The 26,763-nt window shown below is 67.3% G+C and carries 22 protein-coding genes; 5 read left to right on the top strand and 17 right to left on the bottom strand.

The window, feature by feature from the left end:
* The first annotated feature begins 31 nt into the window (after window positions 1-31).
* Complete coding sequence (locus J2Y55_RS22425; RefSeq protein WP_310158140.1) at window positions 32-778, top strand: acetoacetate decarboxylase; 747 nt, start codon at window positions 32-34, stop codon at window positions 776-778.
* A gap of 18 nt (window positions 779-796) precedes the next feature.
* On the opposite strand, the gene J2Y55_RS22420 is transcribed toward J2Y55_RS22425, so the two are convergent.
* From J2Y55_RS22420 to J2Y55_RS22380, 9 genes are all read right to left on the bottom strand, one after another.
* Window positions 797-1,561, bottom strand: coding sequence for an ABC transporter ATP-binding protein (locus tag J2Y55_RS22420; protein WP_310158139.1), 765 nt, complete (start codon window positions 1,559-1,561; stop codon window positions 797-799).
* Entirely contained in the window at window positions 1,558-2,571 is a 1,014-nt protein-coding gene (locus J2Y55_RS22415) for a FecCD family ABC transporter permease (RefSeq protein ID WP_310158137.1), read from the bottom strand. The genes J2Y55_RS22420 and J2Y55_RS22415 overlap by 4 nt, the downstream gene beginning before the upstream one ends.
* Window positions 2,572-2,762: 191 nt before the next feature.
* Entirely contained in the window at window positions 2,763-3,812 is a 1,050-nt protein-coding gene (locus J2Y55_RS22410) for an iron ABC transporter substrate-binding protein (RefSeq protein ID WP_310158136.1), read from the bottom strand.
* Window positions 3,799-4,278 carry a tRNA (N6-threonylcarbamoyladenosine(37)-N6)-methyltransferase TrmO gene (tsaA, locus tag J2Y55_RS22405; RefSeq protein ID WP_310158134.1) on the bottom strand — a complete coding sequence of 160 codons (480 nt, stop codon included), beginning with the start codon at window positions 4,276-4,278 and terminating at the stop codon, window positions 3,799-3,801. Before tsaA ends, J2Y55_RS22410 begins: the two co-directional genes overlap by 14 nt.
* A 15-nt stretch (window positions 4,279-4,293) precedes the next feature.
* Window positions 4,294-5,058 (bottom strand): molybdate ABC transporter substrate-binding protein, encoded by a 765-nt coding sequence (locus tag J2Y55_RS22400; RefSeq protein ID WP_310158132.1) that lies wholly within the window; start codon window positions 5,056-5,058, stop codon window positions 4,294-4,296.
* Window positions 5,059-5,063: 5 nt separating this feature from the next.
* Window positions 5,064-5,873, bottom strand: coding sequence for a molybdate ABC transporter substrate-binding protein (locus tag J2Y55_RS22395; protein ID WP_310158131.1), 810 nt, complete (start codon window positions 5,871-5,873; stop codon window positions 5,064-5,066).
* A 4-nt stretch (window positions 5,874-5,877) separates the two neighbouring features.
* A complete protein-coding gene (locus J2Y55_RS22390) occupies window positions 5,878-6,756 on the bottom strand; it encodes an ABC transporter substrate-binding protein (protein ID WP_310158130.1) in 879 nt (292 codons plus the stop codon).
* Window positions 6,757-6,829: 73 nt separating this feature from the next.
* Window positions 6,830-7,552 (bottom strand): ATP-binding cassette domain-containing protein, encoded by a 723-nt coding sequence (locus tag J2Y55_RS22385; protein WP_310158129.1) that lies wholly within the window; start codon window positions 7,550-7,552, stop codon window positions 6,830-6,832.
* Between the two features lie 5 nt (window positions 7,553-7,557).
* Window positions 7,558-8,259 (bottom strand): ABC transporter permease, encoded by a 702-nt coding sequence (locus J2Y55_RS22380; protein ID WP_404979007.1) that lies wholly within the window; start codon window positions 8,257-8,259, stop codon window positions 7,558-7,560.
* A 138-nt stretch (window positions 8,260-8,397) separates the two neighbouring features.
* Here J2Y55_RS22380 and J2Y55_RS22375 point away from each other — a divergent pair, with 138 nt between their 5' ends.
* Entirely contained in the window at window positions 8,398-9,288 is an 891-nt protein-coding gene (locus J2Y55_RS22375; RefSeq protein ID WP_310158127.1) for a substrate-binding domain-containing protein, read from the top strand.
* A 228-nt stretch (window positions 9,289-9,516) separates the two neighbouring features.
* Here J2Y55_RS22375 and J2Y55_RS22370 read toward each other — a convergent pair whose 3' ends face one another.
* Both J2Y55_RS22370 and J2Y55_RS22365 read right to left on the bottom strand, forming a co-directional pair.
* Window positions 9,517-10,302, bottom strand: coding sequence for a hypothetical protein (locus J2Y55_RS22370; protein WP_310158125.1), 786 nt, complete (start codon window positions 10,300-10,302; stop codon window positions 9,517-9,519).
* Between the two features lie 19 nt (window positions 10,303-10,321).
* On the bottom strand, window positions 10,322-11,458 hold the full coding sequence (locus J2Y55_RS22365; protein WP_310158124.1) for a DSD1 family PLP-dependent enzyme: 1,137 nt from the start codon (window positions 11,456-11,458) through the stop codon (window positions 10,322-10,324).
* Between the two features lie 180 nt (window positions 11,459-11,638).
* On the opposite strand from J2Y55_RS22365, the gene J2Y55_RS22360 reads away from it, so the two are divergent.
* Complete coding sequence (locus tag J2Y55_RS22360) at window positions 11,639-13,459, top strand: ABC transporter ATP-binding protein (RefSeq protein ID WP_310158123.1); 1,821 nt, start codon at window positions 11,639-11,641, stop codon at window positions 13,457-13,459.
* A gap of 148 nt (window positions 13,460-13,607) precedes the next feature.
* Here the strand turns inward: J2Y55_RS22360 and J2Y55_RS22355 are convergent, their stop codons facing one another.
* From J2Y55_RS22355 to J2Y55_RS22345, 3 genes are all read right to left on the bottom strand, one after another.
* On the bottom strand, window positions 13,608-14,201 hold the full coding sequence (locus tag J2Y55_RS22355; protein WP_310158122.1) for an invasion associated locus B family protein: 594 nt from the start codon (window positions 14,199-14,201) through the stop codon (window positions 13,608-13,610).
* Window positions 14,202-14,317: 116 nt separating this feature from the next.
* Complete coding sequence (obgE, locus tag J2Y55_RS22350; protein WP_092172299.1) at window positions 14,318-15,361, bottom strand: GTPase ObgE; 1,044 nt, start codon at window positions 15,359-15,361, stop codon at window positions 14,318-14,320.
* 79 nt (window positions 15,362-15,440) lie between these two features.
* Entirely contained in the window at window positions 15,441-16,307 is an 867-nt protein-coding gene (locus J2Y55_RS22345; protein WP_310158119.1) for a LysR family transcriptional regulator, read from the bottom strand.
* A 108-nt stretch (window positions 16,308-16,415) separates the two neighbouring features.
* On the opposite strand from J2Y55_RS22345, the gene J2Y55_RS22340 reads away from it, so the two are divergent.
* The gene (locus J2Y55_RS22340; RefSeq protein WP_310158118.1) at window positions 16,416-17,327 is read left to right on the top strand and encodes a DMT family transporter; all 912 of its coding nucleotides are present in this window, start codon (window positions 16,416-16,418) and stop codon (window positions 17,325-17,327) included.
* Window positions 17,328-17,354: 27 nt separating this feature from the next.
* On the opposite strand, the gene J2Y55_RS22335 is transcribed toward J2Y55_RS22340, so the two are convergent.
* On the bottom strand, window positions 17,355-19,688 hold the full coding sequence (locus tag J2Y55_RS22335) for a molybdopterin guanine dinucleotide-containing S/N-oxide reductase (protein ID WP_310158116.1): 2,334 nt from the start codon (window positions 19,686-19,688) through the stop codon (window positions 17,355-17,357).
* 666 nt (window positions 19,689-20,354) lie between these two features.
* Window positions 20,355-22,142, bottom strand: coding sequence for an SIR2 family protein (locus J2Y55_RS22330; protein WP_310158114.1), 1,788 nt, complete (start codon window positions 22,140-22,142; stop codon window positions 20,355-20,357).
* A gap of 280 nt (window positions 22,143-22,422) precedes the next feature.
* Between J2Y55_RS22330 and J2Y55_RS22325 the strand changes: the two genes are divergently transcribed.
* Window positions 22,423-23,343, top strand: coding sequence for a hypothetical protein (locus J2Y55_RS22325; RefSeq protein WP_310158112.1), 921 nt, complete (start codon window positions 22,423-22,425; stop codon window positions 23,341-23,343).
* Between the two features lie 190 nt (window positions 23,344-23,533).
* Here the strand turns inward: J2Y55_RS22325 and J2Y55_RS22320 are convergent, their stop codons facing one another.
* Window positions 23,534-26,755, bottom strand: a complete 3,222-nt coding sequence (locus J2Y55_RS22320; protein ID WP_310158111.1) for an efflux RND transporter permease subunit — start codon at window positions 26,753-26,755, stop codon at window positions 23,534-23,536.
* Window positions 26,756-26,763 lie beyond the last annotated feature (8 nt).

Here is a 26,763-nt window from a genome sequence, read left to right as displayed (position 1 = left end):
ATGATCAAAACCTCCAAGGGGCGACATCGTCATGAATCGCAAGGACATCCTCGATCTGCCCTCGATGCCGCTGGCCGGGCCGAGCTACCCGGCCGGGCCCTACCGCTTCGTCGACCGCGAATACATGGTCATCAGCTACGAGACCGACCCCGAGGCGATCCGCCATCAATTGCCCGAGCCCTTGATGCCGTTGGCGACGCCGATCGTCAGCTATGAATGGATCAAGATGCCCGATTCCTCCGGTTTCGGCAGCTACACCGAGAGCGGCATCGTCATCCCCTGCAAGTTCGGCGAGGAGGAGGTCTCCTTCGTCTCGCAGATGTATCTTGACGACGAGCCGCCGATCGCGGCCGGCCGCGAGATCTGGGGCTTTCCCAAGAAATACGCCCATCCCAAGCTGGAGGTGGTCAAGGACACGCTCACCGGCACGCTCGAATATGCCGGCCAGCAGGTCGCCATGGGCACGATGGGCTACAAGCATGAGAGCCTGGCCGGCAATGGCGTCAGGACGACAGCGATGCTGACGAAGACGCAGGTCAACCTCAAGATCATCCCCGGCGTCGATGGCGAGCCCGAAATCTGCCAGCTCGTGGCGCTGAACCTCACCGACATCACGGTGAAGGGCTCCTGGATCGGCCCCGGCCGCCTCCATCTGATCCCGCATGTCAACGCGCCGGTCGCCGACCTGCCGGTGCGAAAGGTGATCGGCGCGCACCATTTCATCGCCGACCTGACCTTGCCCTTCGGCCGGAAGATCCATGACTACATGAAGGGGTAAGTGGGCAGATCAGGCCACTTACCCCGGCAGGAACGCGACCCGCCCATCCGCGCCCCGCACGGTCTCGATCGCGACCCCGTAGAGTTCAGCCAATCGTTCCGGCGTCAGCATCGCGGCGGCTTCGCCCGTCGCGATCGCCTGCCCCTCGCGCAGCAGCAGCACCCGGTCGGCATCGGCCAGCGCCTGGTTGGGATCATGCGTGGTGAAGAGCACGCCGAGCCCCTCAGCCGCGAGCCGCCTGATCTGGCCCATCACCTTGCCCTGATTGCCGAAATCGAGGCTCGCCGTCGGCTCGTCCAGGATGACATAGGCCGGCTCCTGCGCCAGCGCGCGGGCGATCAGGACGAGCTGGCGTTCCCCGCCCGAGATCTGCGTATAGGGGCGCTGCGCCAGCTTCGCGATGCCGAGCCGCTCCAGCATGGCCTGCGCGACCTCGCGGTCATGGCGGGACGGCGCGGCAAACAGCCCGCCATGCGCGGTGCGCCCCATCAGCACCACCGAAAACACCGTGAAGGCGAAGGTGCCGGCATGGGCCTGGGGCACATAGCCCAGCGCCCGCGCCCGCTGGTTGACCGAGAGCGCCGCCAGCGGACGGCCGTCGAGCGTCAGCGTTCCGCCTTGCGGCGGCAGGAGGCCGAGCAGGGTCTTGAGCAGCGTCGTCTTGCCGCCGCCATTGGGGCCGAGCAGCGCCAGGACCTCGCCGGCTTTCAGATCGAGCCCGATGCCGCTGCCGATCCGGCGCTCAGGGTAGCCATAGGCGAGATCGGCCGCGCTCAGGCTCACGACCAGCCTCCGCGCGCCGAGGCCAGCAGCCAGATGAAGAAGGGCGTGCCGATGACGGCGGTGAGGATGCCGAGCGGCGTTTCGACCGGGGCTGCGGTGCGCGCCAGCGTGTCGATGATCAGGAGATAGCCGCCGCCGAGGATAGCCGCCGTCGGCAGGAGCTTGCCGAAATCGGGACCGACCAGGAAGCGCGCCAGATGCGGCACGACGAGCCCGACCCAGCCGATGATGCCGGCTGCCGCGACGCTCGCCGCCGTAACCAGCGTCGCCGCCGCCACGATCGCGATGCGCAAGGGGCCGGTGTTGAGCCCGAGCGCGCGCGCCTCTTCTTCCGGCAGCGACATCACATTCATCCGCCAGCGCAAGGCGACGAGCACGGCCGTGCCCAGCAGCACCGGGCCGAGCAGCGGAACGAGGTCCGGCTTGGCCGTGCCGGCGAGGCTGCCGAGCAGCCAGAAGGTCATGGCGGGCAGTTGGTTGTAAGGATCGGCCCAGTATTTCACCAGCCCGATGCCCGCCCCCAGCAGCGAGCCGACGACGACGCCGGTCAGCACCAGAACCAGCACCGGGTCGCCGCGCCGGATCGTCGAGCCGATCGCATAGACCGCGCCGACCGCGACCAGCCCGCCCGCGAAGGCCGCGAACTGGATCGCGAACAGCCCGAGCGAAAAATAGATGCCCACGACCGCCCCGAGCGCCGCGCCCGAGGACGCACCCAGGATATCGGGCGAGACCAACGGGTTGCGGAACAGCCCCTGGAAGGCCGTGCCCGCGACCGCCAGCGCCGCCCCGCAAAGCACGGCAGCGACCACGCGCGGCCCGCGAATGTTCCAGATCACGGCCTCGATCTGCGGCGACAGACCCGAGGGCTGACCGCTCAGGACCGCCCAGACGAGCCGCGCCAGATCGGCAGGTCCGACGGGAAAGCGCCCGAGCCCGAAAGCGAGCAGGACCGCGACGCCGAGCAGGCCAAGCGCAAAGGCGTTTCCGCGAAGGGAGGATGGCGGCATGGCGTCAGCGCATTCGGTATGGAAACGCGCCGTCATCCCGGGCGCAGCGAAGCGGAGACCCGGGATCCATTCCTGAACCTTGTCCGGATAGGCTCGGGAATGGATCCCGGATCGGCGCCGCTTCGCGACTTGTCCGGGATGACGGCGCGGGGAATAGAATGTTGGAACCGATGGCGGAAGAGTGCACGCCGTCACCCCCGCCCCGACAGGATCAGGTCGAGCTGCGCCTCGCTCGGCGTGACCTGATAGAACAGGGTGTGGAAGTCCCGCGCGATGGCCCGGATATCCTCGGGAAACTGGGCCGGGTAAAGCAGCTTCGCCAGCCACCACAAACCGACCATGCGGTTGACCGAGGGCGGGAAATCGACCCAGCCGAAGGGCAATTTCGGCGAGAGATGCACCCGCCCCGCCTTCACCGCCCGGATGCTTGACCAGGCCAGATCAGCGCGCACACTTTCGGCAAAACCGAGATCGATGGTGACGATCACCTCCGGATCCCAGGCCATGACCTGTTCGAGCGAGACTTGCGCCAGGCCCGAGACTTGCGCCAGGCCATTGCCGGGCTGCTCGGCTGCGACATTGCGCGCGCCCAGAAAGCTCAGCGTCTCCACATTGATCGAACCGCCCAGGCCGGTCTCGAGCCCGCGCGGCCCGCGCGCGTAATAGACCGAGGGGCGCTGTTCCGGAGGAATCGTCGCGATGCGGCCCTTGATCGCCGTCATGGCACTCTCGCACCAGCGCGCCAGCGCCTCGGCCCGCTCCGCGCGCCCGGTGAGCTGGCCGAGGATGCGGTAGCTTGCAGGGATAGCCTCGAAGCGCCCGTCGAGCAGCGCATAGGGAATGCCGGTCTGGCCCTGCACGCGTTCGGCCAGCTCGACATAGTTGCGCCCGGTCGAGCCGGCATCGACGATGAGGTCGGGCTTCAGCGTCAGCACCGCCTCCAGATTGGCGCTGTTGCCGCGCCCGGTGATACGGCCGATCTCGGGCTTGTCGCCGATGCCCGGCAGCAGGAAGGGCAATTCCTCGGGCCGGTTGGCGCGCGGCCAGCCCAGCAGCAGGTCCGGCGCCAGCGTGTAGAGCTGGATCGCAGCCGGCGGCCCGGCGGGGAAGACGCGCTCGACCTTGGCCGGTACAGCGATCTCGCGGCCGGCCCCGTCGCGGATGGCGGCTGCCCAGGCCCCGCGCGGCACCGCGAGCGTGGCAAGCCCGGCCAGAACCAGGCGCCGGTCAGGATGCGGCATGGCGATGCTCCTGCGCTGGCGACTGGGCGCAGCGATTCGGCTTAACATCGAGCAGGGGCGTGCCGTCCAAACAGTCGAGCCCGCGCACGATCAGCGCGCCCTCCTCGACGCGCAGCAGCCGCACCCGCGACAGCGCGATCGGATTGGGCCGCACCGGCGAGCGCAGGGCGAAGGTGCCGAGCGGCTCGGCCCCGCGCGGCGTCTGGGTCACGAGATCGCGCCGCGCCTGATGCATCCAGTAGAGCAGATCGAGATGGGCGAAGGCCGCGATCCCCATCAAGGCCGCATGCCAGGGCGCGTCGATCTCGACACGGCATTCCGGACCGTTCTCGCTGTCGCCCTGGCGCGGGCACTGGTCGCGCGTCGCGAAAGGCGTAGCTATCCGGCCGATGAAGACGAGATGCGCATCCTGCCTCTCGGGCAAGGAAGCGGATGTTTCGCCCGGTCGCGTCGCCTGCCAATCCATCCGCGCTTGCTCCGTTCAGTTCGTGTCGCGCGGCAGGGTCGGCGCGGCGAAGCCATGCTTCGCCAGGATCTCCTGCCCGGCTCGCGAGAGGATGAACATGGCGAGCCGCCCGGCATTTGGCGAGGCCTCGGCCATTACGGTCAGGCCATAATCGGCCCCGACCGACAACGCGGCCGGCAAGCGCACCAGCCTGAGGCCGGGCTGTTCCCGCGCGATCGCCTCGGCATTGGTGCGATAGGCCAGGAACAGATCGGCCGCCCCCGTCGCCAGCTTGTGTCCGTAGACATTGACGCCGGAGGGGGCCGCGATGCTCGCCGGCCCGCCGGTCAGTTGCAGCGCCTTGGCCTCCAGCGCCGCCCTCGCTCCGGCTTGCAAGGCCTCCGCCCGGGCGAAAACCTGGAAGGCGTAGTCGCCGGAGGGGTCGGCCTTCGGTGTCGAGGTGCCGAGCTTGATCGCCGGATCGAGCATGCGCGCCAGCAGGGTCTCAGGAGAAACCGCAACCTCCGGCCGCGCGAAGGCGCAAAGCTCGTTGCGCGCGAACAGCACGACCGGCCCGGCCAGCCCCGCTTTCGCCAAAGCTTCGGGGTTGCCGAGATCGGCCGAGGCGAAGAGATCGGCCGCCTCGCCCTGGGCGATCCGCGCCTTCAGCAGGCCCGACGCGCCGCAGATCAGTTCGACCGCCTGTCCGGTCTTGGCTTCAAACGCCGCCGCGACTTCGCCGAGCGCCGCGCGCAGGCTGCCCGCGGCCAGGAGCCGGATCGGCGCGGGGACCGCGGCCATCACCGTCAACTGCCCTCGCGCGGCGCGGTCGGTGCGGTGAAGCCGTGCTTGGCAAGGATGCGCTGCCCCTCGGGCGACAGGATGAACATCGCCAATCGGTAGGCATTGGTCGAAGCGCCGTTCATCACGGTCATCCCGTAATCGGCGCCCACGGCAAGCGCCGGCGGCAGCCTGACCATGCGCTGGCCCGGCTGTTCGCGCGCGATCGGCAAGGCATTGGTGCAATAACCCAGGAAGAGATCAGCCGCCCCGGTCGCCAGCAGATGGCCCGTGCCGTTCCTGTCGGCCGGGGTCGGCGCGCTATTGGGACCGCCGACGAGCTGGAGCGCCTTGGCCTCCAGGGTCGCCTTGGCGCCGGGCTGCAACGCCTCGGCGTTGGCGAAGATCTGCCAGGCATAGTCCCCGGACGGATCGGCCTTCGGCGTCGAGGTGCCGAGCTTGACCGCCGGGTCGAGCATGCGCGCCAGCAGCGTCTGCGTCGTCACCTCCAGCCCCGCGCGGGCAAAGGCGCAGGTGTCGTTGCGGGCGAAGAGCACGACGGGACCGGCCTTGCCCTCCTGCGTCAGGGCAAGCGGGTGGCTCATATTGGCGGAAGCGAAGACCTCGGCCGCCTCGCCCCTGGACAGGTTTTCGCGCAACAGGCCCGACGGTCCGAAGCTGGTCTTGACCGGCAGCTTGCTCGTCGCCTCGAAGGCCTGGGCGACCTCGGTCAGCGCATTGCGCAGGCTGCCCGCAGCATGAAGCAGCACGGGCTGTTCAGCCTGCGCGGCGGAGCAGGAGAGCCCGAAGAGGGCGGCAAGGATCAGACGGCGCATCGATTCAGGCTCCCGCCTGCGTCGCATTCGGGAAGAATAGCTGCTGCCCGTCGATCTTGTACTCGGCGATCGCCTTCTGGCCTTCCGGGCTGACGAGCCAGTTCACGAAGGCCTGGCCGTCATTGACCTTCACATGCGGATGCTTGGCCGGGTTCACCGCCATGACGCCATACTGGTTGAACAGGCGCCGGTCACCCTCGACCGCAATCGTGAGATCGCCGCGGTTCTTGAACGAGATCCAGGTGCCGCGATCGGAGAGCACATAGGCGCCCATCCCGCCCGCCGTGTTGAGCGCAGCCCCCATGCCCTGGCCGACATCGCGATACCAGGAGCCCTTCTTCTGATCGAGATCGATGCCCGCGACCTTCCAGAGCGCCAGTTCGGCGGAGTGAGTGCCGGATTTGTCGCCGCGCGAGACGAAGGGCGCAGCCTTCTCCTGGATCGCCTTCAGCGCCGCGACGATGTCCTTCGTGCCGGCGACGCCGGCCGGGTCGCTCTTCGGGCCGATCAGGACGAAGTCGTTATACATCACCGGCTTGCGCTCGAGCGCGAAGCCCTCAGCCAGGAACTTCTCCTCCTGCGCCTTGGCATGGACGAAGACGACATCGGCATCGCCGCGCCGCCCGGTGTCGAGCGCCTGGCCGGTGCCTTGCGACACCACCCGTACCTCGATGCCCGTCTTGGCCTGGAACAACGGCAGGATATGCCCGAACAGCCCGGAATCCTGCGTCGAGGTCGTCGAGGAAACGATGATGAAGCGCGTGCCCGCCACTGCCGGGGCCGCTGCCGCCGGCGGCGCGACCGTGGTCGTCTGGGCGAGCGCGAGGCCGGCAAAAGCGGCCGAGAAGCCGGCAGCGAGCAAGAGGCGTCTGGTCCTGATCATGGTCGTCTCCTCATCATGGTCGTCTCCTGGAGTTTCTGGTTTTGGGAGCGATCGGTTTCTCGGAAAGAGCGTCTCACCAGATCAAGTCCCCGGCGAGGAAAGCGCGGGCCTCGATCGTCTGCGGCTCCGCGAAGAAGTACTCGGCTAGCGAATCCTCGATCAGCCGGCCCCGATGCAGGAACAGCACGCGATCAGCCAGCCGCTTCGCCTGGCCGAGATCATGCGTCGACATCAAGACCGTGATGCCCTCCGCCACGAGACCGGTCAGCAACTCCTCGATCTGCCGCGTCGCGGCGGGGTCGAGCTGCGAGGTCGGCTCGTCCAGAAAGAGCAGTTCGGGCCGCAAGCTCCAGGCGCGAGCGATGGCGAGGCGCTGCTGCTCGCCGCCCGAGAGCAACCGCGCCGGCTGCGTCGCGCGCTCGGACAGGCCGAAGCGCTGCAGCGCGGCCTGGGCCCGTTCGCGCCGCTGCGCGCGCGCGACGCCCGCCGCCGCCAGTGCATGATCGATATTGGCTTGGACCGAGCGGCGCAGCATGATCGGCTTCTGGAACACCATGGCATGGCGTTTCGCACGCCCGGTCGCGCTGGCTGCCCAGTGCACGCGGCCTTCGCTCGGCGTCAGCAGGCCGTGGCAGAGCCTGAGCATCAGCGATTTGCCGGCGCCATTGGGCCCGAGCAGCACGGTGACCCCGCCCGCAGGCACGACGAGGCTGACCGCATCGACCAGTTTGCGCCCCGCCCCGAGGAAGGAGACGGTCTCGAGGCTGAGCGGCAGGATCGAGGTCACGTCACGCATCATCTTCATCCGGCATAGCGGGCGCCGATGCGGCTCGCCCCGAAGGCGACCGCATTGATCGCCAGCGTCAGCGCGATCAGCACGAGCCCGAGCCCCAGCGCCAGCGGCAGGTCGCCCTTGGAGGTCTCCAGCGTGATCGTCGTCGTCATGGTGCGGGTGTAGCCGGCGATGTTGCCGCCGACGATCAGCACCGCGCCGACCTCGGCGCTCGCCCGGCCGAAGCCGGCGAGCAGCGCGGTCGCCAGCGCAAAGCGCCCATCGAAGAGCAGGGTCGGGATCGCGCGCATCCCCTGCAGCCCGACCGAACGCAGATGGTCGCGATACTCGCTCCACAGGTCCTCGACCGTCTGGCGTGTCAGCGCGATCACGATCGGCAGGACCAGGATCACCTGAGCCGCGATCATCGCGCTCGGCGTGAACAACAGCCCGAGCGGGCCGAGCGGGCCCGAGCGCGAGAGCAGCAGGAAGACGAAAAGCCCGGCCACGACCGGCGGCAGGCCCATCAGCGCATTCAAGCAGACGATGACGACCGAGCGGCCGGGAAAGCGCGCCAGCGCCAGGGCCGCCCCGAGCGGCAGGCCGATCAGCCCCGCGATCAGCACGGCGGTCAGCGTCACCTTGAGCGACAGGCCCACGATCGCCAGGAAACCGGGATCGAGCCCGACCACCAGCGCGAAGGCCGCCTTGAAGATCGCCGCGAAGTCCACCGTCCGTCGCGCTCCCCGAAGCCCAGATCTGCCTGAAAGCTCAAGCCTGCGGACACAAGACCTGCAGACACTTGTGATTTCTAGAGTTCAATGCGACCAATTGCCAATCTCGGAACAAAGACATCTCAGCACAGCCTAATGCAGGACCGAATTTATCTGACCACTGAGGAGGCCGCCGCCTATCTGCGGCTCAAGGAGCGCAAGCTCTACGAGCTCGTTGCCCATAGTGCCGTGCCCTGCACCAAGGTCAGCGGCAAATGGCTGTTTCCGCGTGCAGCGCTCGACCGCTGGCTCGAGGCCGGGCTGGCGCGGCCCGAGGGCATGCAGCCCACAAACCCGCCACCGATCATCGGCGGCAGCCAGGATTCGCTGCTCGAGGTCGCCGTGCGTGATTCCGGCTGCGGGCTGGCGCTGTTGGCGGAAGGCTCGCAGGCCGGGCTCGACCGGCTGACGCGCGGCGAGGTCGCCATCGCCGCGATCCATCTCCATGCGACGCCCGATGATGACGCGGCCAATCCGGCCGCGATCCGGGCGGAGCCCGGCCTGTTCGACGCGGTGGTGATCGGTTTCGCCCGGCGCGAGCAGGGCCTGCTGACGGCGCCCGGCAATCCGCTCGCCCTTGCCGGCATCGCGTCGGCTGTCGAGCGACGCGCCCGCTTTGCCCGCCGCCAGCAAGGCGCCGGCGCGCAATTGCTGCTGACGAGCCTGATGGCGCGCGACGGCGTCTCCGACGGCCGCATGGTCATGGCCGAGGGCGTCTGCGCCACGGGCCAGGACCTGGCCCTGGCGATCCGCACCGGCCGCGCCGATTGCGGCATTGCCTCACGCGCCATCGCTGCCGCCTTCGGCCTCGATTTCCTGCCGCTGGTCTGGGAGCATGTCGATCTGGTGATGCGCCGCCGGACCTATTTCGAACCGGCGACGCAAACCCTGCTCGCCTGGATGCGCAGGCCCGACATGGCGGCAAGGGCGCGTGAACTCGGCGGCTATGACCTGGCGCAGAGCGGCGAGGTCAGGCTGAACCGCTGAGCGAGGGCGGGCAGGGGCCGGCGGAACTTTCGGTATGGACGGTCACGGTAAAGCGCGGGGAACCCCTCTCCTGTAAGGAGAGGGGCAGGGGTGAGGTGTAGGCCCCTGGACCAGTTACGTGAAAACCTCACAGCGAGGCAGCGATGAGGTCACGGCCAAAGCGTCAAACGGCCGACCCCTCACCCTGCCCTCTCCCTACGGGAGAGGGTTCCCCGCGCTAGCCAGTTTTCACACAGAACCACCAAAATTCCGCCAGGCGCAGACCCGGTGCACCGCCTCCCGGTCCCCGCCGATCTCCCCGAACGGCGAGACCGGCCAGTCCCAGCTCTCATCCGGCTCGGGCAGTGCGACGCCGCGCATCAGATCGAGCCGCTCGATCACCGCCCCGCCCCTGTCGCGCTCGACCATCTCGACATCGCTGAGCAGGACGACGCGCCCCTGAAAGCGCGCGAGATCGTCGAGATGCCAGGCGATGCAGCGCGCCGGCAGATCGACTGGGAAAGCGGCGGCCCGCTCCGGATTCTCCTCAAGCCAGTCCTCCACCGGCCAGGCGAGCTGCGAGAGCATATTGGCCGAAACTACGAGATCGATGCTCGCATCCGCAAGCAGGTCGGCGAGCGGGTCGATCCGTTCCTCGCTCTGCCCGGCGAGCCAGCCCATCACGCCGCTGAGATCGCGCGTCATCAGCGTGACCTTGCGGCGAAAGGCCATGCGCAGCCTGACCGGCGGCAAGTGCACCGCGTCGACCAAAAGCACGCGCGCAAAGCCTGCGCAGAGCAGGTCGAGCGGCACATCACGCACCAACCCCGAGCCGAGCACGACGGCGCAGCGTCGGGATGGCAACGCCGCGACCACATCCGCCACCACGGCATGGCAGCGCCCATGATGCGCGGCCCAGGCTTTGCGATGGCGAAGGCCGCGCGCCCATAGGGCCGTGCTCTCCGACAGCAGGCCCAGCCGCCGCGTCATCCGCCCGGCCGGTGTGATCAGCCTGAGCGCGAGTTCGGCGAGCATCGCTTGCGCCGGGATGGCTTCAGGTCAGCGCGCCGCGCGCCGCCACCGGCCAGAGCGCCTCTACATGGGCGTCCGGCCCGTGCATTCCGCGCACGCAGACATACCAGTCGTGCAGGTTCACCGTCGGGTCGCAATGGCCCGGCACGAGCAGGATATGCTCGCCGCGATGCGGCAGCGCGATCGGGTCGCCGGTCAGCACGCCATGCTCGTCGGAGGGCTTCGTGTAGACGGCCCCCTCGCGTCGGAACGGCATCGGCATGCCGGAATCGATCGCCGCCGCCTTGTGGCCGGCATCGACGACCGCGCGGTCGGGCACCGGCTTGCTCATCACCCCGGTCAGGATGAAGAGCGCATGCTCGAAGGCACGGAACGGCGTGCCGTCGGCCTGCCGGTTGCGGGCATAATCGGCGTCCATGAAGATGTAGGAGCCGGCCTGGATCTCGTTCCAGATGCCCGAGGCGGTCTCGATCTCATAGGTGCCGGTGCCGGCCCCGCTGACGACGCCGCAGCTCAGGCCGGCCTGGGCCAGGCGTTCGACCGTGTTGCGGGCCGAGAGGCCGGCGCGCTCGATCGCCTCGCGCCGCTCGTCGATCGAGCGCATATGCTGGGCCGTGCCGTGATAAGCCTGCAGGCCGCCGAAGCGCAAAGTGTTGCTGCGCGAGACCGCCTCGGCGATCCTGACTGCCGCCTCCCCGGGCGCGACGCCGCAGCGCCGCCCACCGACGTCGATCTCGACCAGCACATCGAACACGACATCATGGCGCGCGGCGGCTTCCGCGGCCTCGCGCACGCCGTCGAGATGGTCGACGCAGAGGCTGATCTTGGCGCTGCGAGCGAGCTGCGCCAGCCGGTCGAGCTTGGCGGCGCCCGCGACCTCGTTGGAAACCAGCACGTCCTGCACACCGCCCGCGACCAGGATCTCGGCCTCCGAGACCTTCTGGCAGCATTGCCCGACGGCGCCATGGGCGATCTGGCGCAAGGCGATCTCGGGGCTCTTATGCGTCTTGGCATGCGGCCTCAGGCGAATGCCATGGGCCTGCGTATAGGCCGCCATGGCGACGAGGTTGCGTTCGAAGGCATCGAGGTCGAGCACCAGGGCAGGCGTGTCGATCTCGCTGAATCTCTGGCCGGCTTGGGCCGGCGGATGCAAGGGCATGGGCTGTCGCAATCTCCTGAATCGGTTGTGGCTATCGGACGCCAGCTTCGTGTCTGGAGCAAGACCTCGCTGCGCGTGCCTACCTTCCGCGCTGCGCGTGCCTGCCTTGCGAAGGCTCGAATCCTTCGGAAACACGAAGCCCGGTAGCGCTTGCGCCAGCGTCGTGATAGGCCCCGCGCCATGAAGATCGGCCGCGTTACCGACGACACTTTCGCGCTTTTCGCCCGCGTCTGGCGCGAGCAGGGCAAGACCTACCTGCCACAGATGGCGATGATCATGGGCCTCGTGGTCGTGATCGCCGCGACGACGAGCTTCTATCCACTGCTGATCAAGGCGGCGTTCGACGCCTTCGCCGACCCGCTCAGCGCCGAGGCGACCGGCTTCGTGCGCCGGATGGAGCGCCTCGTCTCGAAATCGATCGACATCGAGATCGGCGTCGTCAACGCCGTCGCGATCGTCGTCGTCATCGTCACCGCGATCAAGGGCTTCTCCCTGCTGACGCAGACCGTGATGACCAACAGCGTCGTCAGCCGCATCGAGGCCGACATGCAGACGCAGCTCTACGCGCATCTGATCGACGCCGACCTCGCCCAGCTGCAAAAAGAGAACCCCGCCTCCCTCACGCAGCGCTTCACCACCGACTTTACCTTCGTCAAGGAGGCGCTGACGCGCCTGGTCAACATCGCCGTGCGCGACGTGCTGACCGCGATCGCGCTCGTCGGCGCCCTGCTCTGGATCGACTGGCAGATGACCCTGGTCGTGCTGCTGATCGCGCCGATCGTGGCGCGGCCGATCGGCCGCATCGGCAAGAAGCTGCGCCGCATGGCGGTGTCGCAGCAGGAACAGACCGGTGTGATGGCGAGCCTCGTCACCGAGAGCCTGCAGGGTGCGCGCGCCGCCAAGACCGATTCGCTCGAGCCCTATCTCAAGGCGCGCGCGGCGGCCGCCTTCGAATCGATCCGCGCCGTCAAGATGAAGTCGGCCAATGCGCGCGGCCGGCTCGACCCGCTGCTCGAGGTTGCGGGCGGCATGGCGGTCGCAGGCGTGCTCGCCGCGATCGGCGTGCGCATCACCTCGGGCAACTCGACGGTCGGCGATTTCACCGGCTATGTCTCGGCGCTGCTGCTGGCGGCGCAGCCGATGCGCTCGCTCGGCAACCTCAACGCCATCGTCCAGGAGGCCGGCGCCTCGCTGAAGCGCTATTACGCCCTGATCGATGAAAAGCCGGTGATCACGCAGCGCCCCGACGCCAAGCCGCTCGCGGTCGGGGCCGGCGAGATCGCCTTCAAGGGCCTGCGCTTCCGCTATCGCGACGATGCCCGCGCGCTGGAGGGTATCGACCTCACTGTCCAGGGCGGCAAGATGACGGCGCTGGTCGGCCGCTCCGGCTCCGGCAAATCGACCTTGCTCGCCTTGGTGCCGCGGCTCTACGACCCCAGCGAAGGCCGCGTCGAGATCGACGGGCAGGATCTGCGCGACCTCACGCTCGCCAGCCTGCGCAGCCAGATCGGCGTGGTCAGCCAGGACGTCGTGCTGTTCGACGATACGGTGCGCGCCAATATCAGCTTCGGCCGGCCCGACGCGACCGAAGACGAGATCGTCGCCGCCGCCAAGGGCGCCGCCGCGCATGACTTCATCATGGCGATGCCGGAGGGCTATGACAGCCAGGTCGGCGAGCGCGGCTCGAAGCTCTCGGGCGGCGAGCGCCAGCGCATCGCCATCGCCCGCGCCATCCTGAAGGACGCGCCGATCCTGCTGCTCGACGAGGCGACCAGCGCGCTCGACACCGAATCCGAGCGGCTCGTCCAGCAGGCGCTGGCCCGCTTGATGCAGAACCGCACCACGCTGGTGATCGCCCACCGTCTCTCGACCGTGCGCGAGGCTGACCTCATCGTCGTGCTCGACGAAGGCAAGATCGTTGAGACCGGCAGCCACGACGCCCTGCTGGCGCGCGACGGCAGCTATGCCCGGCTGCACCGGCTGCAATTCGTCGAGAGCTGAGGCGCTCGAAAAACCAGGTTAGCGCGAAACCGCGCCGTCATCCTGGACAAGCCGCGCAGCGGCGCTGCTCCGGAACTCTACGATGGATCCCGGGCCGACCTTCGGTCGCCCAGGATGACGCGACGGTTCCTTGCGAAGCGATTCGCGCTCAAGGCTCCCTTGCCAGCGCATCGGCCGCCGCCTGGAAGCCGCGGAAGGAGAACGGCAGTATCACCGGCCGGTTCGCCGCGTCCTGGAAGCGCAATTGCCCGCCTTCCGAATAGCCGCGCCAGCGCTTCAGCATATCCTCGCTCATCGACACCTCGGCGAAGCAGCCGCCGGGAATGCAGCGTGAATACGCAGCCAGCGTACCCTCATCCTTTTCGCCCAGCGCGACGCGCACGCCGGCATTGGGACCCAGCGTCACATTCGGCGCGACCTGCACGACGAGCTTATAGGGTTCGGTCTTGACCGGCCGGCCGACCGCGACGAGCGCCACCGGACCCTGCTGCCCCTGGACCTGCAAGGTCTGCACGACCTCGCAGATGCGGGTGCCGACGCCCTGCTGGCAGCGATGCGTCCAGTCGCCATAGGTCGCGGTGGTGTTGTCGGGCTGCGAAACGCCGCCGGGAGCGGGAGCCGCCGCCGCCGCCGCCGGGCGCTGTTGCCCTTGGGCCGCCGCCGGGCTGCGTTGCGCCTGGGCGAAGGCCGAGCCGGCGCAGATCAGGGCCAGCAACACGGTCGGGGAAGTGAGGTTCTTCATGTCGCGGCGTTTCCAGAGATTTCGTTGGAAACACTATTGCCGCGACGCCGTGCCCTTAGGCAAGGGCCGCCGCCCTCTTGGGAACGGCGGTTCGCAATTCTGTCAACGAACAGCCATCACGGCCGCCAACCCGTCTCCTCGACAGGGGCGTTCTCGCGCGCCTCGTCCTTGCGCGCCTCATCGACGATCGCAAACAGCGCCCGCAGCGCCGCCTCGACGCCCTCGCCCGAAGCCGAGGACAGGATGATCGGCATGCGCTTGCAGGCCCGCTTCAACCGCGCCACCTGCTCCTTGAGCAGTTCGGGACTGAGCGCATCGACCTTGGACAGCGCCACGATCTCGGGCTTCTCGTCCAGGCCTTCGCCATAGAGGCTGAGCTCCTGCCGCACGGTCTTGTAGGCCTTGCCCGCATGTTCGCTGGTGCCCTCGACAAGATGCAGCAACACGCGGCAACGCTCGACATGGCCGAGGAACCGGTCGCCCAGGCCATGGCCTTCATGCGCGCCCTCGATCAGGCCGGGAATATCGGCAAGCACCATCTCGCGCCCGTCGACCCGCACCACGCCAAGGCCCGGATGCAGGGTGGTGAACGGATAATCGGCGATCTTGGGCTTGGCCGCCGTCACTGTGGCGAGGAAGGTCGATTTGCCGGCGTTCGGCAGCCCGATCAGCCCGGCATCGGCGATCAGCTTCAGCCGCAGCCAGACCCAGCGCTCCTCGCCGATCAGGCCCGGATTGGCATGGCGCGGGGCCTGGTTGGTCGCGGTCTTGAAATAGGCGTTGCCGAAGCCGCCATTGCCGCCCTTGCACAGAACGAAGCGCTGCCCGGCCTGCGTCAGGTCGGCGATCAAGGTTTCGCCATCCTCGTCGAAGATCTGCGTGCCCGGCGGCACCTTCAGCACCTTCACTTCGCCATTGGCGCCATGCCGGTCGGCGCCCATGCCGTGCCCGCCGATCTTGGCCTTGAAGTGCTGCTGGAAGCGGAAGTCGATCAGCGTGTTGAGGCCTTGCACGCATTCGATCACGACATCGCCGCCGCGCCCGCCATCGCCGCCATTGGGCCCGCCGAACTCGATGAATTTTTCGCGCCGGAAGGAGACGCAGCCCGCGCCGCCATCGCCCGCCTTCACATAGATTTTTGCTTGGTCGAGGAATTTCATAGCGCTTCAGTAGTGGGACGGGCGCGGAAGGGCAATGCGGCTCTCTTCCCTTCTCCCCTCGCGGGAGAAGGGAAGGCGCTCACGCCGCCAGCCGCGGTGCGGCCATTTCGTCGCGCAGCGCGTCGGCAAAACGCCTTGCCGCGAGCCCCGGCTGCGGCCCGATGATCAGGCCGACCGAGAGATCGAACAAAGCAGGCAGGCCCTCCGCCGGGCCCAGGCGTCGCAGGCTCGGCGGAATCGCGCTCTCGGTCAGGGCGGTGACGCAAAACCCCGCCTCAACAGCCGAAAGCATGCCCGAGGTATGCGAGCAGGAGAACACCAGCCGGTGCGCCTTACCCGCCGCGCCCAGCGCCTGGAGGATGCGCGGGCGCGCCCGGCAGCCCTCCGAGAACAGCGCCAGCGGCAGCACCTCCTGCAGTTCCGGGCGATGGCCGCGCCCCGCGACCCAGATCATCGCCTCGCGCCGCAAGACCTCGCCGATCGGCCGGTTGGGATCCTGCGTCACCACGGCGAGGTCGAATTCGCCGGCCGCCAGCGCCGGCTCGATCCGCTTCGAGAGATCGCAGCGCAATTCGAGCTCGACCTTGGGGTGCTCGGCCGCGAAACGCGCGATCAGCGGGCGCAAGTATGCGTCCATGTAGTCATCGGGAATGCCGATGCGCAGCCGCCCCGAGGCCGACGCGCCGCCGAGATCGGCCAGCGCCTCGCGCTCGATCGCCAGAAGCCGGCGTGCATGCGCGATCAGTCGCTCGCCCGCATCGGTCGGCGTCACGCCCCGGCGCGAACGCTCGAGCAGGCGATGGCCGACCTGGCTCTCGAGATCCTGGATGCGCACCGAGATCGCCGATTGCGTGCGGCCGAGCCGGGTGCTTGCGGCGGTGAAGCCGCCGGTCTCGGCGACCGCGACCAGCATGTCGAGCGCGGCGAGATCGAAATGCGCCGTCATGAGGCACTCTCCATCGATCGATTTTAAGAATGGTTAAATCAGAATAATCCGTTTTTCCGATTGATGGAAGTTGACTATATCGCGGGCGATTGCTCAGGAAGTCGCCAGATGTCCACGCCCGCCCTCGTCATGCCCCGCCCCGCCGCCCCAGCACTGGCGATGTTCGTCGCGCTGCTCACCGGCGCGACCTGCATCGGCTTTTCCGGCGTGTTCATGCGCCTTGCCGATGTCGGCCCGGCCGCCGGCGGCTTCTGGCGCATGCTGTTCGCACTTCCGGTGCTGGCGCTCTGGACGGCGCTGGAACAGCGCAAGGCGGTCTCGGGCGTAGTCCGTCCCGGCGCTCTCATCCCGATTGCAATCGCCGGCCTCACCTTCGCGATCGATGTGGTGCTCTACAATGCAGCGCTCGGCCACACCACCATCGCCAACGCCTCGCTGCTCGGCAATCTCTCGCCCGTCGCGGTCGTGCTCGGCGGCTGGCTCCTGCTCGGGGAGAAGCCGACGCAGCGCATCCTCGGCGCGCTTGCGCTCGCGCTTGGCGGCGCGCTGATGCTGGTGCTGCCGAAATTCATCGGCGCCCCCGGCGCCGCCCCGCCCGGCGGGCTCTTCGGCGACATGCTGGCGACCGGCGCAGCCTTCTCCTATGCCGGCTACATCCTCGCCGTGCGCCGCGCCCGCGAGCGGGCCGATGCCGGCCGGATCGGCCTGATCTCCAGCGCGCTCTGCGCCGTCTTCTGCCTCGCAGCGGCGCTCGCGCTCGGCGAGACCATCATCCCGGCAAGCCTGCAGGGCTGGCTCGCGGTGATCGCGCTCGGCCTGGTCTCGCATGCGCTCGGCCAGGGCCTGATCACGCTCTCGCTCGGCAGCTACGGCGCCAGCGCCGCCTCCCTCGTCATGGTCTGGCCGGCGCTGGTCAGCGTGCTCGCAGCCTGGGCGATCTTCGGCGAGCAGCCCTCGCCGGCGCAGGCCTTTGGCGGCGTCGCGATCCTGGCGGCGGTGCTGCTGGTGCGGCGCGGCTGAGCCGCGCCCGCTTCGCCGCTCAGCTGCTCAAGAAGCCTTCCGAACCGGCGGGTCATAGGCCTGGATCGGCGGCAGGTTGCCGTCGAAGCGCTCGACCTGGACGGTGGTCAATTGTCCCGTGCAGCCCTGCGCCAGCGCCGAGGTGCCGACATCCCGGGTCAGGACGTTGGGATTGCCGTGGACGCAGAGCGGCTTGTCCTCCTCGGGGTCGACAGGATCGTACCAGGCGCCGGTCGGTAGCTGGACCACGCCCTGGCGGATGCCGTCGGTGACATGGACGCCGGCCAGGCAGGCGCCGCGCTCGTTGAAGATGCGGATGATGTCGCCATCAGCGATGCCGCGCTCGGCCGCGTCCGCGGGATGCATGCGCGCGACCTCGCGGCCGCGATGCTTGGCCCCGCTGCTGTGGCCGCCGAAGTCGAACTGGCTGTGCAGCCGCGTGCGCGGCTGGTTGGCGACGAGGACGAAGGGCGAGGCCGCGTCGGGCACATTGGTCTCCCCCAGCCAGGTCGGATGGCCGGGGCAGTCCGCCTCGCCGAAGCTCGCGATCGTCTGCGAGAAGATCTCCAGCTTGCCGCTCGGCGTCGGCAAGGGATGCGCGGCCGGGTCGGTGCGAAAAGCCCGCAGGCGCCCGCCATCATCGTCCTGCTGGGGCATGTCGTAGCCCTCGCTCGCCTGGAACTCGGCAAAGCTCGGCGCCGGCAGGCCAGCCTCGGCGAGCGCGGCCCGCGTCGGCTCATAGAGATGCTCGAGCCATTGCCGGACCGTACGGCCCTCGGTGAAGGCCTGTGCCGTGCCCAGCCGCTCGGCGAGATCGGCGAAGATCGCGTAGTCGTCGCGCGCCTCGCCATAGGGGGCGATCACGGGCCGCATCGGCACGAGCAGCGGATCGTTGGCATTGCCGCCGATGTCCTCGCGCTCCAGCGTCATCGTGCAGGGCAGGACGATGTCGGCGTGGCGGGCCGTCGCCGTCCAGGCCAGCTCGTGGACGACGAGCGTGTCGAGCCTGGCGAAAGCCTGCTTCAGCCGGTTCAGGTCCTGGTGATGGTGAAACGGATTGCCGCCGGCCCAGTAGACCAGCTTGATCCCAGGATAGGTCCGGGTCTGGCCGTTATAGCGGTAGCTCGTGCCGGGGTTCAGCAGCATGTCCGAGATGCGCGCCACCGGAATGAAGTCGGTGACGGCGTTGCGCCCCTGCGGCAGGGTCGGCATCGGCACGGCGTTGTAGCGCCGGCCGTAATAGCCGATCGCACCCAGCGCATAGCCATAGCCGCCGCCCGGCAGGCCGATCTGGCCGAGCGCGGCCGCCAGCACCATGCCCATCCAGACCGGCTGCTCGCCATGCTCGGCCCGCTGCAGCGCATGCGCCACCACGACCAGCGCGCGTTTGCCGTGCAGCCGCCTGGCCAGCGCCGTGATCGCCTGCGCCGGCACGCCGGTGATCGCGGCTGCCCAGGCGGCATCCTTGGGCTGCCCGTCGGTCTCCCCCAGCAAATAGCGCTCGAAGACCGGCCAGCCGACGGTGTAGCGCTCCAGGAAATCGCGGTCGTGCAGCCCGGCGACGACGAGGCTGTGGACCAGCGCCATCATCAGCGCCGTGTCGGTACCCGGGATGCTGGAGAGCCATTCGGCGCCGGCTTCCTCCGGCAGATCGCCGCGCAGGGGACCGACCAGCACGAAGTCGCAGCCGCGCTGATGGGCGCGCTGCATCGCGCCGCGCTCGACATGCTTGCTGCTGCCGCCGCCGGTGACCATGCTGTTCTTCAGCGCCATGCCGCCAAAGGCGAGCACGATCTCGCTGTGCTCGGCGATCTGCTCCCAGGAGACGTTGCGCTTCACCAGATCCTCGTAGTCGCCGATGATATGCGGCACGAGGACGGAGGAGGCGCCCGAGGAGTAGCTATTGACCGATTTCACATAGCCGCCGGTCGAGGTGTTGAGGAACCGATGGACCTGGCTTTGCGCATGGTGGAAGCGCCCGGCGCTGGACCAGCCATAGGATCCGCCGAAGATCGCGCCCGGGCCGAAATCGTCGCGCACCCGCCTGAGTTCGCCCGCGAGCTTGTCGAGCACGGCGCTCCACGACATCGGCACATACTCGTCGCGGCCGCGGCGCTCATCGGGTCCCGGCCCGTTCTCCAGCCAGCCCCGGCGCACCATCGGCTGCGCGATGCGGGCGCGGTGGCGCAGCGCGCCCGGAAAATTCTGGATGATCTCGTTGGGATCGGGATCGCCGGCATGGGGCCTGACCTCCAGCTCGCCATCCTTCATCCGCGCCGAGAACACGCCCCAATGCGAGGTGTGCGGCCGGAACCCCTCGTCCAGCGGAGCCTCGGAGATCGGAGCGGTCAACGTCGTCATCGTGGTGCTTCCAGCTGCCGGACAGGTGACGGGAGCCTAGGACATCTTCGCTGGGAGAACGAGAGCCGTGGCGAAAGGGGGGAATGCGTCCCGCGGTGGTCTGGGCGCGCGGTCATTCACTACTGCCACGCCGCCTCTTCCCTTATCCCCTCGCGGGAGAAGGGTTTTCTGCGCCATTCGCGTCATGGTCGGGCTTGTCCCGACCATCCACGTCTTCCTTCGACCCGACCGGGCACAGCTCTCGAAAGCGCTCCCACCACCATCAGCGTCGCAAGACGTGGATGCTCGCCACAAGGGCGAGCATGACGGGAGAGGCCTTCAATCGAGGCGCTTTGCGCCGCAAGCGCCTCGACGAAGGCGGAGAGCGAATGGCCCAATTCTACCCGAATCTAGGCATCTGCAGCATCGCGCCATGCCGTAGCGGGCCTACAGGCTAAGCCCACGCGATCGACGGAACCGGCACGAGAACCGCGCACGAAGTCGGATGGCGGCCAACCCGGCTACAATCGAGACCTCGATATCGACACGCGGCCAAGGCCTGCCCCCCAAATACGAAGTCCTCTTTGGGAGATTCGGCGCTATAGAATTAGTACTTCCGTCGGGCTCAGATCGAGCTACAATTAACTCTGAATGATGGCCTGAGCGCAGGTTTCCGGATGGACACAATCACCATCGCATTCGCCCGGCAATACGCTGAAAATTCTGAATAAATAGGTCGATGAACTCAGGGTCGCCTTTGGCGAAGCCTGCTCGGATAAGCGACGTTTTCATCGGCTCTGTCTGTATCTCTGCAAACAGCTTATCGGCATTGGAACTATGCCAGCCGGCACGGCCGACTGGCATAAATGCCCAGCTGTTGTGCGCGCTGCCCGCCAATGCCTGCTGAACAGTCGCCTTGTCATTCCGCTCTAAGTGAGCGAGTGAGCCAAGCATCTCAAAGCGCTCGAACATCAGTTCGAAATCAGGTGTCAGCCCAGCAAAGCGCTTGCTCCATTCAGACAGTAAACTGAGAAGATGGTCGCTCAGCGGCGTCTTGCGTTGCTCCAAGCCCTCAATCTGCTTCCAAGCATCGTTTTCTGTACCCTTCCACGCCCACAAGAACAGAGTTTCGATCGCGCGGACAGGTTCCCTATGCAGCCGGTCAACGGCGAAGTCGAAAAGCTGGTGAAGTACCTCCCAACGGCCGGCACGCGTTAGGCCCAACCCGTACGCTGTGAAGACAAGAACGGCTGGGTAGGAGCGGATATTGAGATAGACGGTGAGGCCGTTGCCGATTCTTTCCGCCTGCGCGTGAAGACTCCGGATCATGTCGAATACGAGCGGTAGCTCGCTTCCATCTCCCCACCTGCCGAGCACGCCACACATAGTGGCAAGCGCCTCGGACGCAGCTTCGTACTTCCGGACACGAGCCCTAAAGGCAGCTTGGTCCCATTGGGATTGCAGGGCAAATTCTGCGCCATCGAGCTGCGCGATCAGGCGGTCCGTTTCCTGAGTGAATAGCTCGTCAAGCTGAATCCGGTATTCTGGTTTTGCTAGGAAACGCTTCGTGCTGTTGACGAGCAACTCGATACTAAGCGGGTTCGGGCGCTGACTTTGCTCAAGGGTCTCAACACGCACCTTTAATGCCGCGAAGAATCTGTCGGCGTCGGTGATCGGAATAAGTCGCGCTTGCCGATGCTCCAGAAGCTCCTGAGCACCGCTTCCGAGATTCCCGCGTGCGGCCCAGAACACCGAGTAGCGGCGGTTAGGGGCGCGGAGGAAGGCTGCCCGAAGAGCATGGTCCCATTCCCCTGACCAGCCAGCAACGATCAGCCCGTGCTCGTCGAAGATCCGGTCGAGCAGCGTGTCGTACTGTGCGGGATAGCCACTTAGCTCCGCCTCTGTATTGAGAATTCGGGCGTCTTTGTAATCTCCGTGAAGCTTCAGAATGTAGCAGGCGCTGTGGGTAAGCGGCTCCGCGCCGGCAAGCGCGTCGACAGAAGAAACAATTGTCGGTTCGATGCCCCGCTCGCGTAGCGCATTCTCCATCAAACGGTCGAAGTTCGTCGTGACTATCACGCGGATATAGCCGCCGCGCACGAGATCAGCGATCGCATGATGCGCCGCTGTCGGAACTTTCCGGCCTTCCTGCCTGTCCTCTTCAGTCGGCTCGATATAGCTATGCAGGATAGAGCGGCGCTCCTCCGGCGAGGAAGCCAGCTCCTCAAGAAGGCCAGAGTAGCTCGGCTCCTCACCGGTCTTTTCCCGATACCAGGCCGCCCAATCAGGTTGTTCCTCGACGCCTTGTGTCAGAGCGACTCGGCGGACAAGATCGAGCGTAATTTCCCAGCCGGTCGGAATTCCCGCTGAGCGTGAGAGCCCCGAGCCAAGCAAGACGGCAAAGACGCCCTTACTTTCGTAAACCGAAAAGGCGAGCTGAGTTAGAGGATCGTTTATCAAGAGACTTACGGGCACTTCAATACTTCTCACAAATCTTGTTAATGAAAGCAGTGTTGGCGAACGGTATCCGTTCGGTCAATAGCACCAACTGAGTATCGGATCATCTATGGCTTGAGTTTTCACGAAAGGGCTTTGCTTGAGGCTGTGAGACCGCGAATTGTCCCACCGCCTATCTTATCCCTCACTCCGCCGCCACCTCCGCACTCGCCCGCCCCCCACATTCGCCACATCCCGGGATTGCGATAAGCCGCGCCAGCCTTCATCCTTGCAGCCCCTACCCGCCGAGGCGAGCATGATGCGTGGAGTTCTCCTGGCTTCGACCCTGCTGCTTGCGCCGATGGCGCAGGCTGCAGGGCCCTATGGCAAGGTCGTCGTCGGAAACTGGTCGGGCGGCGCCTTCACCAACGACGCGACAGGCGCCTTCTCGCATTGCGCCGTGAATGCCGCCTACAAGAACGGCACGCGCATGCTCACCTCGATCACGGCCGACTTCAAATGGCTGATCGGGTTCTCGCACGCCAATTGGAAGCTCAAGCCGGGCGAGAGACTGGCGCTGCAGCTCGTCTTCGATCGCACCTCGCGCATCGACGTCACCGCGGACGTCAAGACGCCGGTCCTGATGACGATCGCGATGCCGGCGGATTCGCAATTGATCAACGCCTTTCGCCATGGTGGCTATCTGGAGCTGGTCGCAAACGACCGGCGCCTGGCCTTCGCCCTGACCTCGACCGCGGAGATGTTGCCCGCGCTGGTCGAATGCGCCCGCCAGAGCGCCAGCATTCGCGGGCCGGTCAGCTCCTCACCTGGCCAGACCGCGCCCCGGCCAGCGGAGGCCGATGCGCAGGCTAGGGCGGAGAAGAAGGCGGTTCTCGAAAAGACTCGCGATCTGATCCGCGCCAGGGCGCTGGCCTGCATCGGGCGGGAAGGCGGCCCGATGCTGCTGACCGACGAGAAGGCCGAGGTCGTCGCCAAGGCCGCGATGATCTTCTGCAAGGCGGATGTCGATGCGCTGGTGCAGGCGACCATCGAGATCATCGAGCTCGACGGCGCCCGCCCGACGGACAGGGAAGCCGTCCGCCGCGCCGCCGAGCAGCGCGTTCAGGATGTCGTCATGGCGCAGATCATCCGCTCGCGCGGCGAGATGCTCAATCGCCGGAACCAGCCGCCGCCGGCGCCCTCCAGCGGGCCGTCGCCCTCCATTTCGCCGACGCTATAGGGCGGGCAATCTTATTCTCGGAACCACGCGTCATCCTGGACAAGCCGCGTAAGCGGCGCAGCTCCGGGATCCATCGAAGGGCTCTGGAACTCTACGATGGATCCCGGGACTTCGCTGCGCGAAGCCCAGGATGACGGCGTGGTTCCGAGCCAGGGCAACACAGGGCGTTGGCCGCGAGGTCCGGCGCCCCTTACTCCGCCGCCAGCCGCGGCGGCGGCAGCTTGGCCATCGCCCTGGCGCTCGCTTCGCCCGGCGTAGCGTGCTCGTCGATCGTCTCCCAGGCGCTCTCATCCTCGGGCTTGCTGAAGAAACGGCCGAAGATCCAAGCGGTCAGGCGCGAGAGGTCGTCCATCACCGCGTAGAAGGACGGAACGAAGACGAGCGAGAGCACGGTCGAGACGATCAGGCCGCCGATCACCGCGATCGCCATCGGCGCGCGGAATTCGCCGCCGTCGCCGACGCCATAGGCCGAGGGCATCATGCCCGCCGCCATCGCGATCGTCGTCATCACGATCGGCCGGGCGCGCTTGCGGCCGGCCTCGAGCAGAGCGGTGCGTCGGTCCTTGCCGCGCGCCATCTCCTCGACCGCGAAATCGACCAGCATGATCGCGTTCTTGGTGACGATGCCCATCAGCATGAGCAGGCCGATATAGACCGGCATCGAGACCGGCTTGTCGGTGGCAAGCAGGGCGATGACGACGCCGCCGAAGGAAAGCGGCAGCGAGAGCAGGATCGTGATCGGCTGGAAGACCGAGCCGAAGAGCAGGATCAGCACCGCCAGCACCAGCATCAGGCCGGTTGTCATCGCGGTGATGAAGCCCTGCACCACCTCGCCCTGGATCTCGGCGTCGCCGGTCGTGGCGATGCGCACGCCCGCGGGCAGGCCGACCTCCTTGACGATCTGCAGGAAGGTGTCCTGCGCCGTGCCGAGCTCGAAGCCGCGCTTGAGATCGGCGCCGATCGCGGCCCGGCGGACGCGGTCATAGCGGTCGATCGAGCTCGGCCCCTCGCCGAAGCCGATCTCGGCCACCGCCGTCAGCGGGATCGAGACGCCATTGCCATTGGTGACGCGCAGGGCCGCGATGTTGCGGATATCGGCGCGGGCCGCCTCGTCGAGCTGGACGCGGATCGGCACCAATCGGTCGCCGGCGTTGAACTTGGCGAGATTGGCCCCGACATCGCCGATGGTGGCGACGCGCACCGCCTCCGAAATCGATTCCGGGGTGACGCCGAGATTTGCGGCCTGTTCGAGCTTGGGCGTGACGCGCAGTTCCGGCCGGCTGAGCGAGCCCGAAGTCGCGACATTGAGATAGCCGTCGATCTTGCGCATGCGGCTTTCGATCCGCGCCACCGCCTCATCCAACGCCGCCCCGTCCTTGGACAGGATCGAGAAGGCCATCTCACGCTCGCCGCGCTCATTGACATACCAGGCGCGGGTGTCGGGCACGCCGGCGAGCTTCTGGGCGATGACGACCTTGAGATCCTTCTGGCGCGCCTTGCGCTCGGCCTTGGGCAGGAGCTTGATCGTCACCGCGGCGCGGCGGACCTCGCGCTGGCCGGTCGGCGAGGAGCCGCCGAGCACGAAGACCTGCGTTACCTCGGGGATCGTGCGCAGGCGATCGACGATCAGATCGGTCGCGACGCGGGTATCCTCCAGCGTCGAGCCCGGCGGCAGTTCGACCGAGGCTACGACACGCGAGGTGTCCTCATCGGGAATGAAACCGGTCGGCAGCAGCGACGTCGCCTGGATCGAGGCGAAGAGGAAGCCGAAGCCGATCAGCAGCGTGACATAGGCCATGTTGAGCGGCAGCTTGCGCCACCGGCCAGAACCGTCGAAGCGCGGCAATAGCGGGATTTCGCGCCGCGCCAGCGTGCCGCGCAGCAGGCCGACATAGGCCCCCATCACGACGCCGTCCTTGGCGTCGGCATGCTTCACCGGCTTCATCAGATAGGCCGCCATCATCGGCGTGATCAGCCGCGCGACCAGCAGCGAAAACAGCACCGCGACCGCGACGGTGAGGCCGAACTGGCGGAAATACTGGCCGGCCACGCCGCCCATGAAGGAGACCGGTGCGAAGATCGCCACGATCGTCAGCGTGATCGCGATGACGGCGAGCCCGATCTCGTCGGCAGCCTCCATCGCGGCGCGATAGGGCGATTTGCCCATCTTCATATGCCGGACGATGTTCTCGATCTCGACGATGGCGTCATCGACCAGGATGCCGGTGACCAGCGTGATGCCGAGCAGGCTGACGAGGTTGAGCGAAAAGCCCATCAGCTCCATCGCCCAGAAGGTCGGGATGGCCGAGAGCGGCAGCGCGATCGCCGTGATCAGCGTGGCGCGCCAGTTGCGCAGGAACAGGAAGACGACGAGCACGGCCAGCGCCGCGCCCTCGATCAGCGTCTCCATCGCCGCCTTGTAGTTGCCGTAGGTATAGGCGACAGCGTCGTCGATCGGCTTGATCACGATGTCTGGGTAGCGCTTGTTGAGCTCGGCGATGCGCGCCGCGACGACATCCTTGACCGATAATTCGCTCGAACCCTTCGAGCGGAACACCGCGAAGGAGACGACCGGGACCTTGTCGAGCCGGCCGAAGGAGCGCGGCTCGGAATTCGAATCCTCGACGCGGCCAAGCTCCTTCAAGCGCACCTCGCGGCCGCCGGTCAGCGTGATCTTGGATTCGGCGAGCTCCGCCACCGTGCGCGCGCTGGCGAGCGTGCGGATCGCCTGCTCTTGCCCGCCGACCTCGCCGCGCCCGCCGGCGAGATCGACATTGGTGGCGCGGATCTGGCGGTTGACCTCGCCTGCCGTGGTGCCCAGCGCCAGCAAGCGGTCGGGATCGAGCGAGATGCGAATCTCGCGATCGACGCCGCCGAAGCGGTCGATCCGGCCGACGCCCTTGAGGCCCTGCAATTCGCGCGCGACGACATCGTCGACATGCCAGGAGATCTGCTCCAGCGTCATGCCCGGCGAAGACGCGCCGAAGGTCATGATCGACTGGCCCTCGACATCGATGCGCTGGATGATCGGCTCATCGATGGTGCGCGGCAGATCCGCCCTGATCTTGGCGATGGCGTCCTTGACGTCGTTGACGGCGCGGTCGGTGTTGGTTTCGAGCCGGAACTCGATCACCGAAACCGAGGAGCCGTCGGTCAGCGTCGACATCACATGCTTGACGCCGGTGATGTTGGCGACCGCGTCCTCGACGCGCTTGCTGACCTGGCTCTCCAGCTCGGCAGGCGCGGCGCCCGACTGGGTCACCGTGACCGAGACCAGCGGCACGTCGATATTGGGAAAGCGCGTCACCGGCAGCTTCGAGAAGGAAAGCAGCCCGAGCACGCAGAGCACGACGAAGAGCAGGATCGCGGGAACCGGCTTTCGGATCGACCAGGCGGAGAAATTGATGTCCACGATCGTCT

It is taken from the genome of Allobosea sp. BE125, assembly GCF_031456075.1.
Lineage (GTDB): Bacteria > Pseudomonadota > Alphaproteobacteria > Rhizobiales > Beijerinckiaceae > Allobosea.
Note: the sequence above shows the minus strand (reverse complement) of the source record. Positions and strands in the feature narration are given on the sequence as shown.

Bases quoted from the DNA above. Each gene is read 5' to 3' on its own strand.
- J2Y55_RS22425 (WP_310158140.1), top strand. From the start codon at position 32: ATGAATCGCAAGGACATCCTCGATCTGCCCTCGATGCCGCTGGCCGGG.
- J2Y55_RS22415 (WP_310158137.1), bottom strand. From the start codon at position 2,571: ATGCCGCCATCCTCCCTTCGCGGAAACGCCTTTGCGCTTGGCCTGCTC.
- J2Y55_RS22410 (WP_310158136.1), bottom strand. From the start codon at position 3,812: ATGCCGCATCCTGACCGGCGCCTGGTTCTGGCCGGGCTTGCCACGCTC.
- tsaA (WP_310158134.1), bottom strand. From the start codon at position 4,278: ATGGATTGGCAGGCGACGCGACCGGGCGAAACATCCGCTTCCTTGCCC.
- J2Y55_RS22400 (WP_310158132.1), bottom strand. From the start codon at position 5,058: ATGGCCGCGGTCCCCGCGCCGATCCGGCTCCTGGCCGCGGGCAGCCTG.
- J2Y55_RS22395 (WP_310158131.1), bottom strand. From the start codon at position 5,873: ATGCGCCGTCTGATCCTTGCCGCCCTCTTCGGGCTCTCCTGCTCCGCC.
- J2Y55_RS22390 (WP_310158130.1), bottom strand. From the start codon at position 6,756: ATGATCAGGACCAGACGCCTCTTGCTCGCTGCCGGCTTCTCGGCCGCT.
- J2Y55_RS22385 (WP_310158129.1), bottom strand. From the start codon at position 7,552: ATGCGTGACGTGACCTCGATCCTGCCGCTCAGCCTCGAGACCGTCTCC.
- J2Y55_RS22375 (WP_310158127.1), top strand. From the start codon at position 8,398: ATGCAGGACCGAATTTATCTGACCACTGAGGAGGCCGCCGCCTATCTG.
- J2Y55_RS22370 (WP_310158125.1), bottom strand. From the start codon at position 10,302: ATGCTCGCCGAACTCGCGCTCAGGCTGATCACACCGGCCGGGCGGATG.
- J2Y55_RS22365 (WP_310158124.1), bottom strand. From the start codon at position 11,458: ATGCCCTTGCATCCGCCGGCCCAAGCCGGCCAGAGATTCAGCGAGATC.
- J2Y55_RS22360 (WP_310158123.1), top strand. From the start codon at position 11,639: ATGAAGATCGGCCGCGTTACCGACGACACTTTCGCGCTTTTCGCCCGC.
- J2Y55_RS22355 (WP_310158122.1), bottom strand. From the start codon at position 14,201: ATGAAGAACCTCACTTCCCCGACCGTGTTGCTGGCCCTGATCTGCGCC.
- obgE (WP_092172299.1), bottom strand. From the start codon at position 15,361: ATGAAATTCCTCGACCAAGCAAAAATCTATGTGAAGGCGGGCGATGGC.
- J2Y55_RS22345 (WP_310158119.1), bottom strand. From the start codon at position 16,307: ATGACGGCGCATTTCGATCTCGCCGCGCTCGACATGCTGGTCGCGGTC.
- J2Y55_RS22340 (WP_310158118.1), top strand. From the start codon at position 16,416: ATGTCCACGCCCGCCCTCGTCATGCCCCGCCCCGCCGCCCCAGCACTG.
- J2Y55_RS22335 (WP_310158116.1), bottom strand. From the start codon at position 19,688: ATGACGACGTTGACCGCTCCGATCTCCGAGGCTCCGCTGGACGAGGGG.
- J2Y55_RS22325 (WP_310158112.1), top strand. From the start codon at position 22,423: ATGCGTGGAGTTCTCCTGGCTTCGACCCTGCTGCTTGCGCCGATGGCG.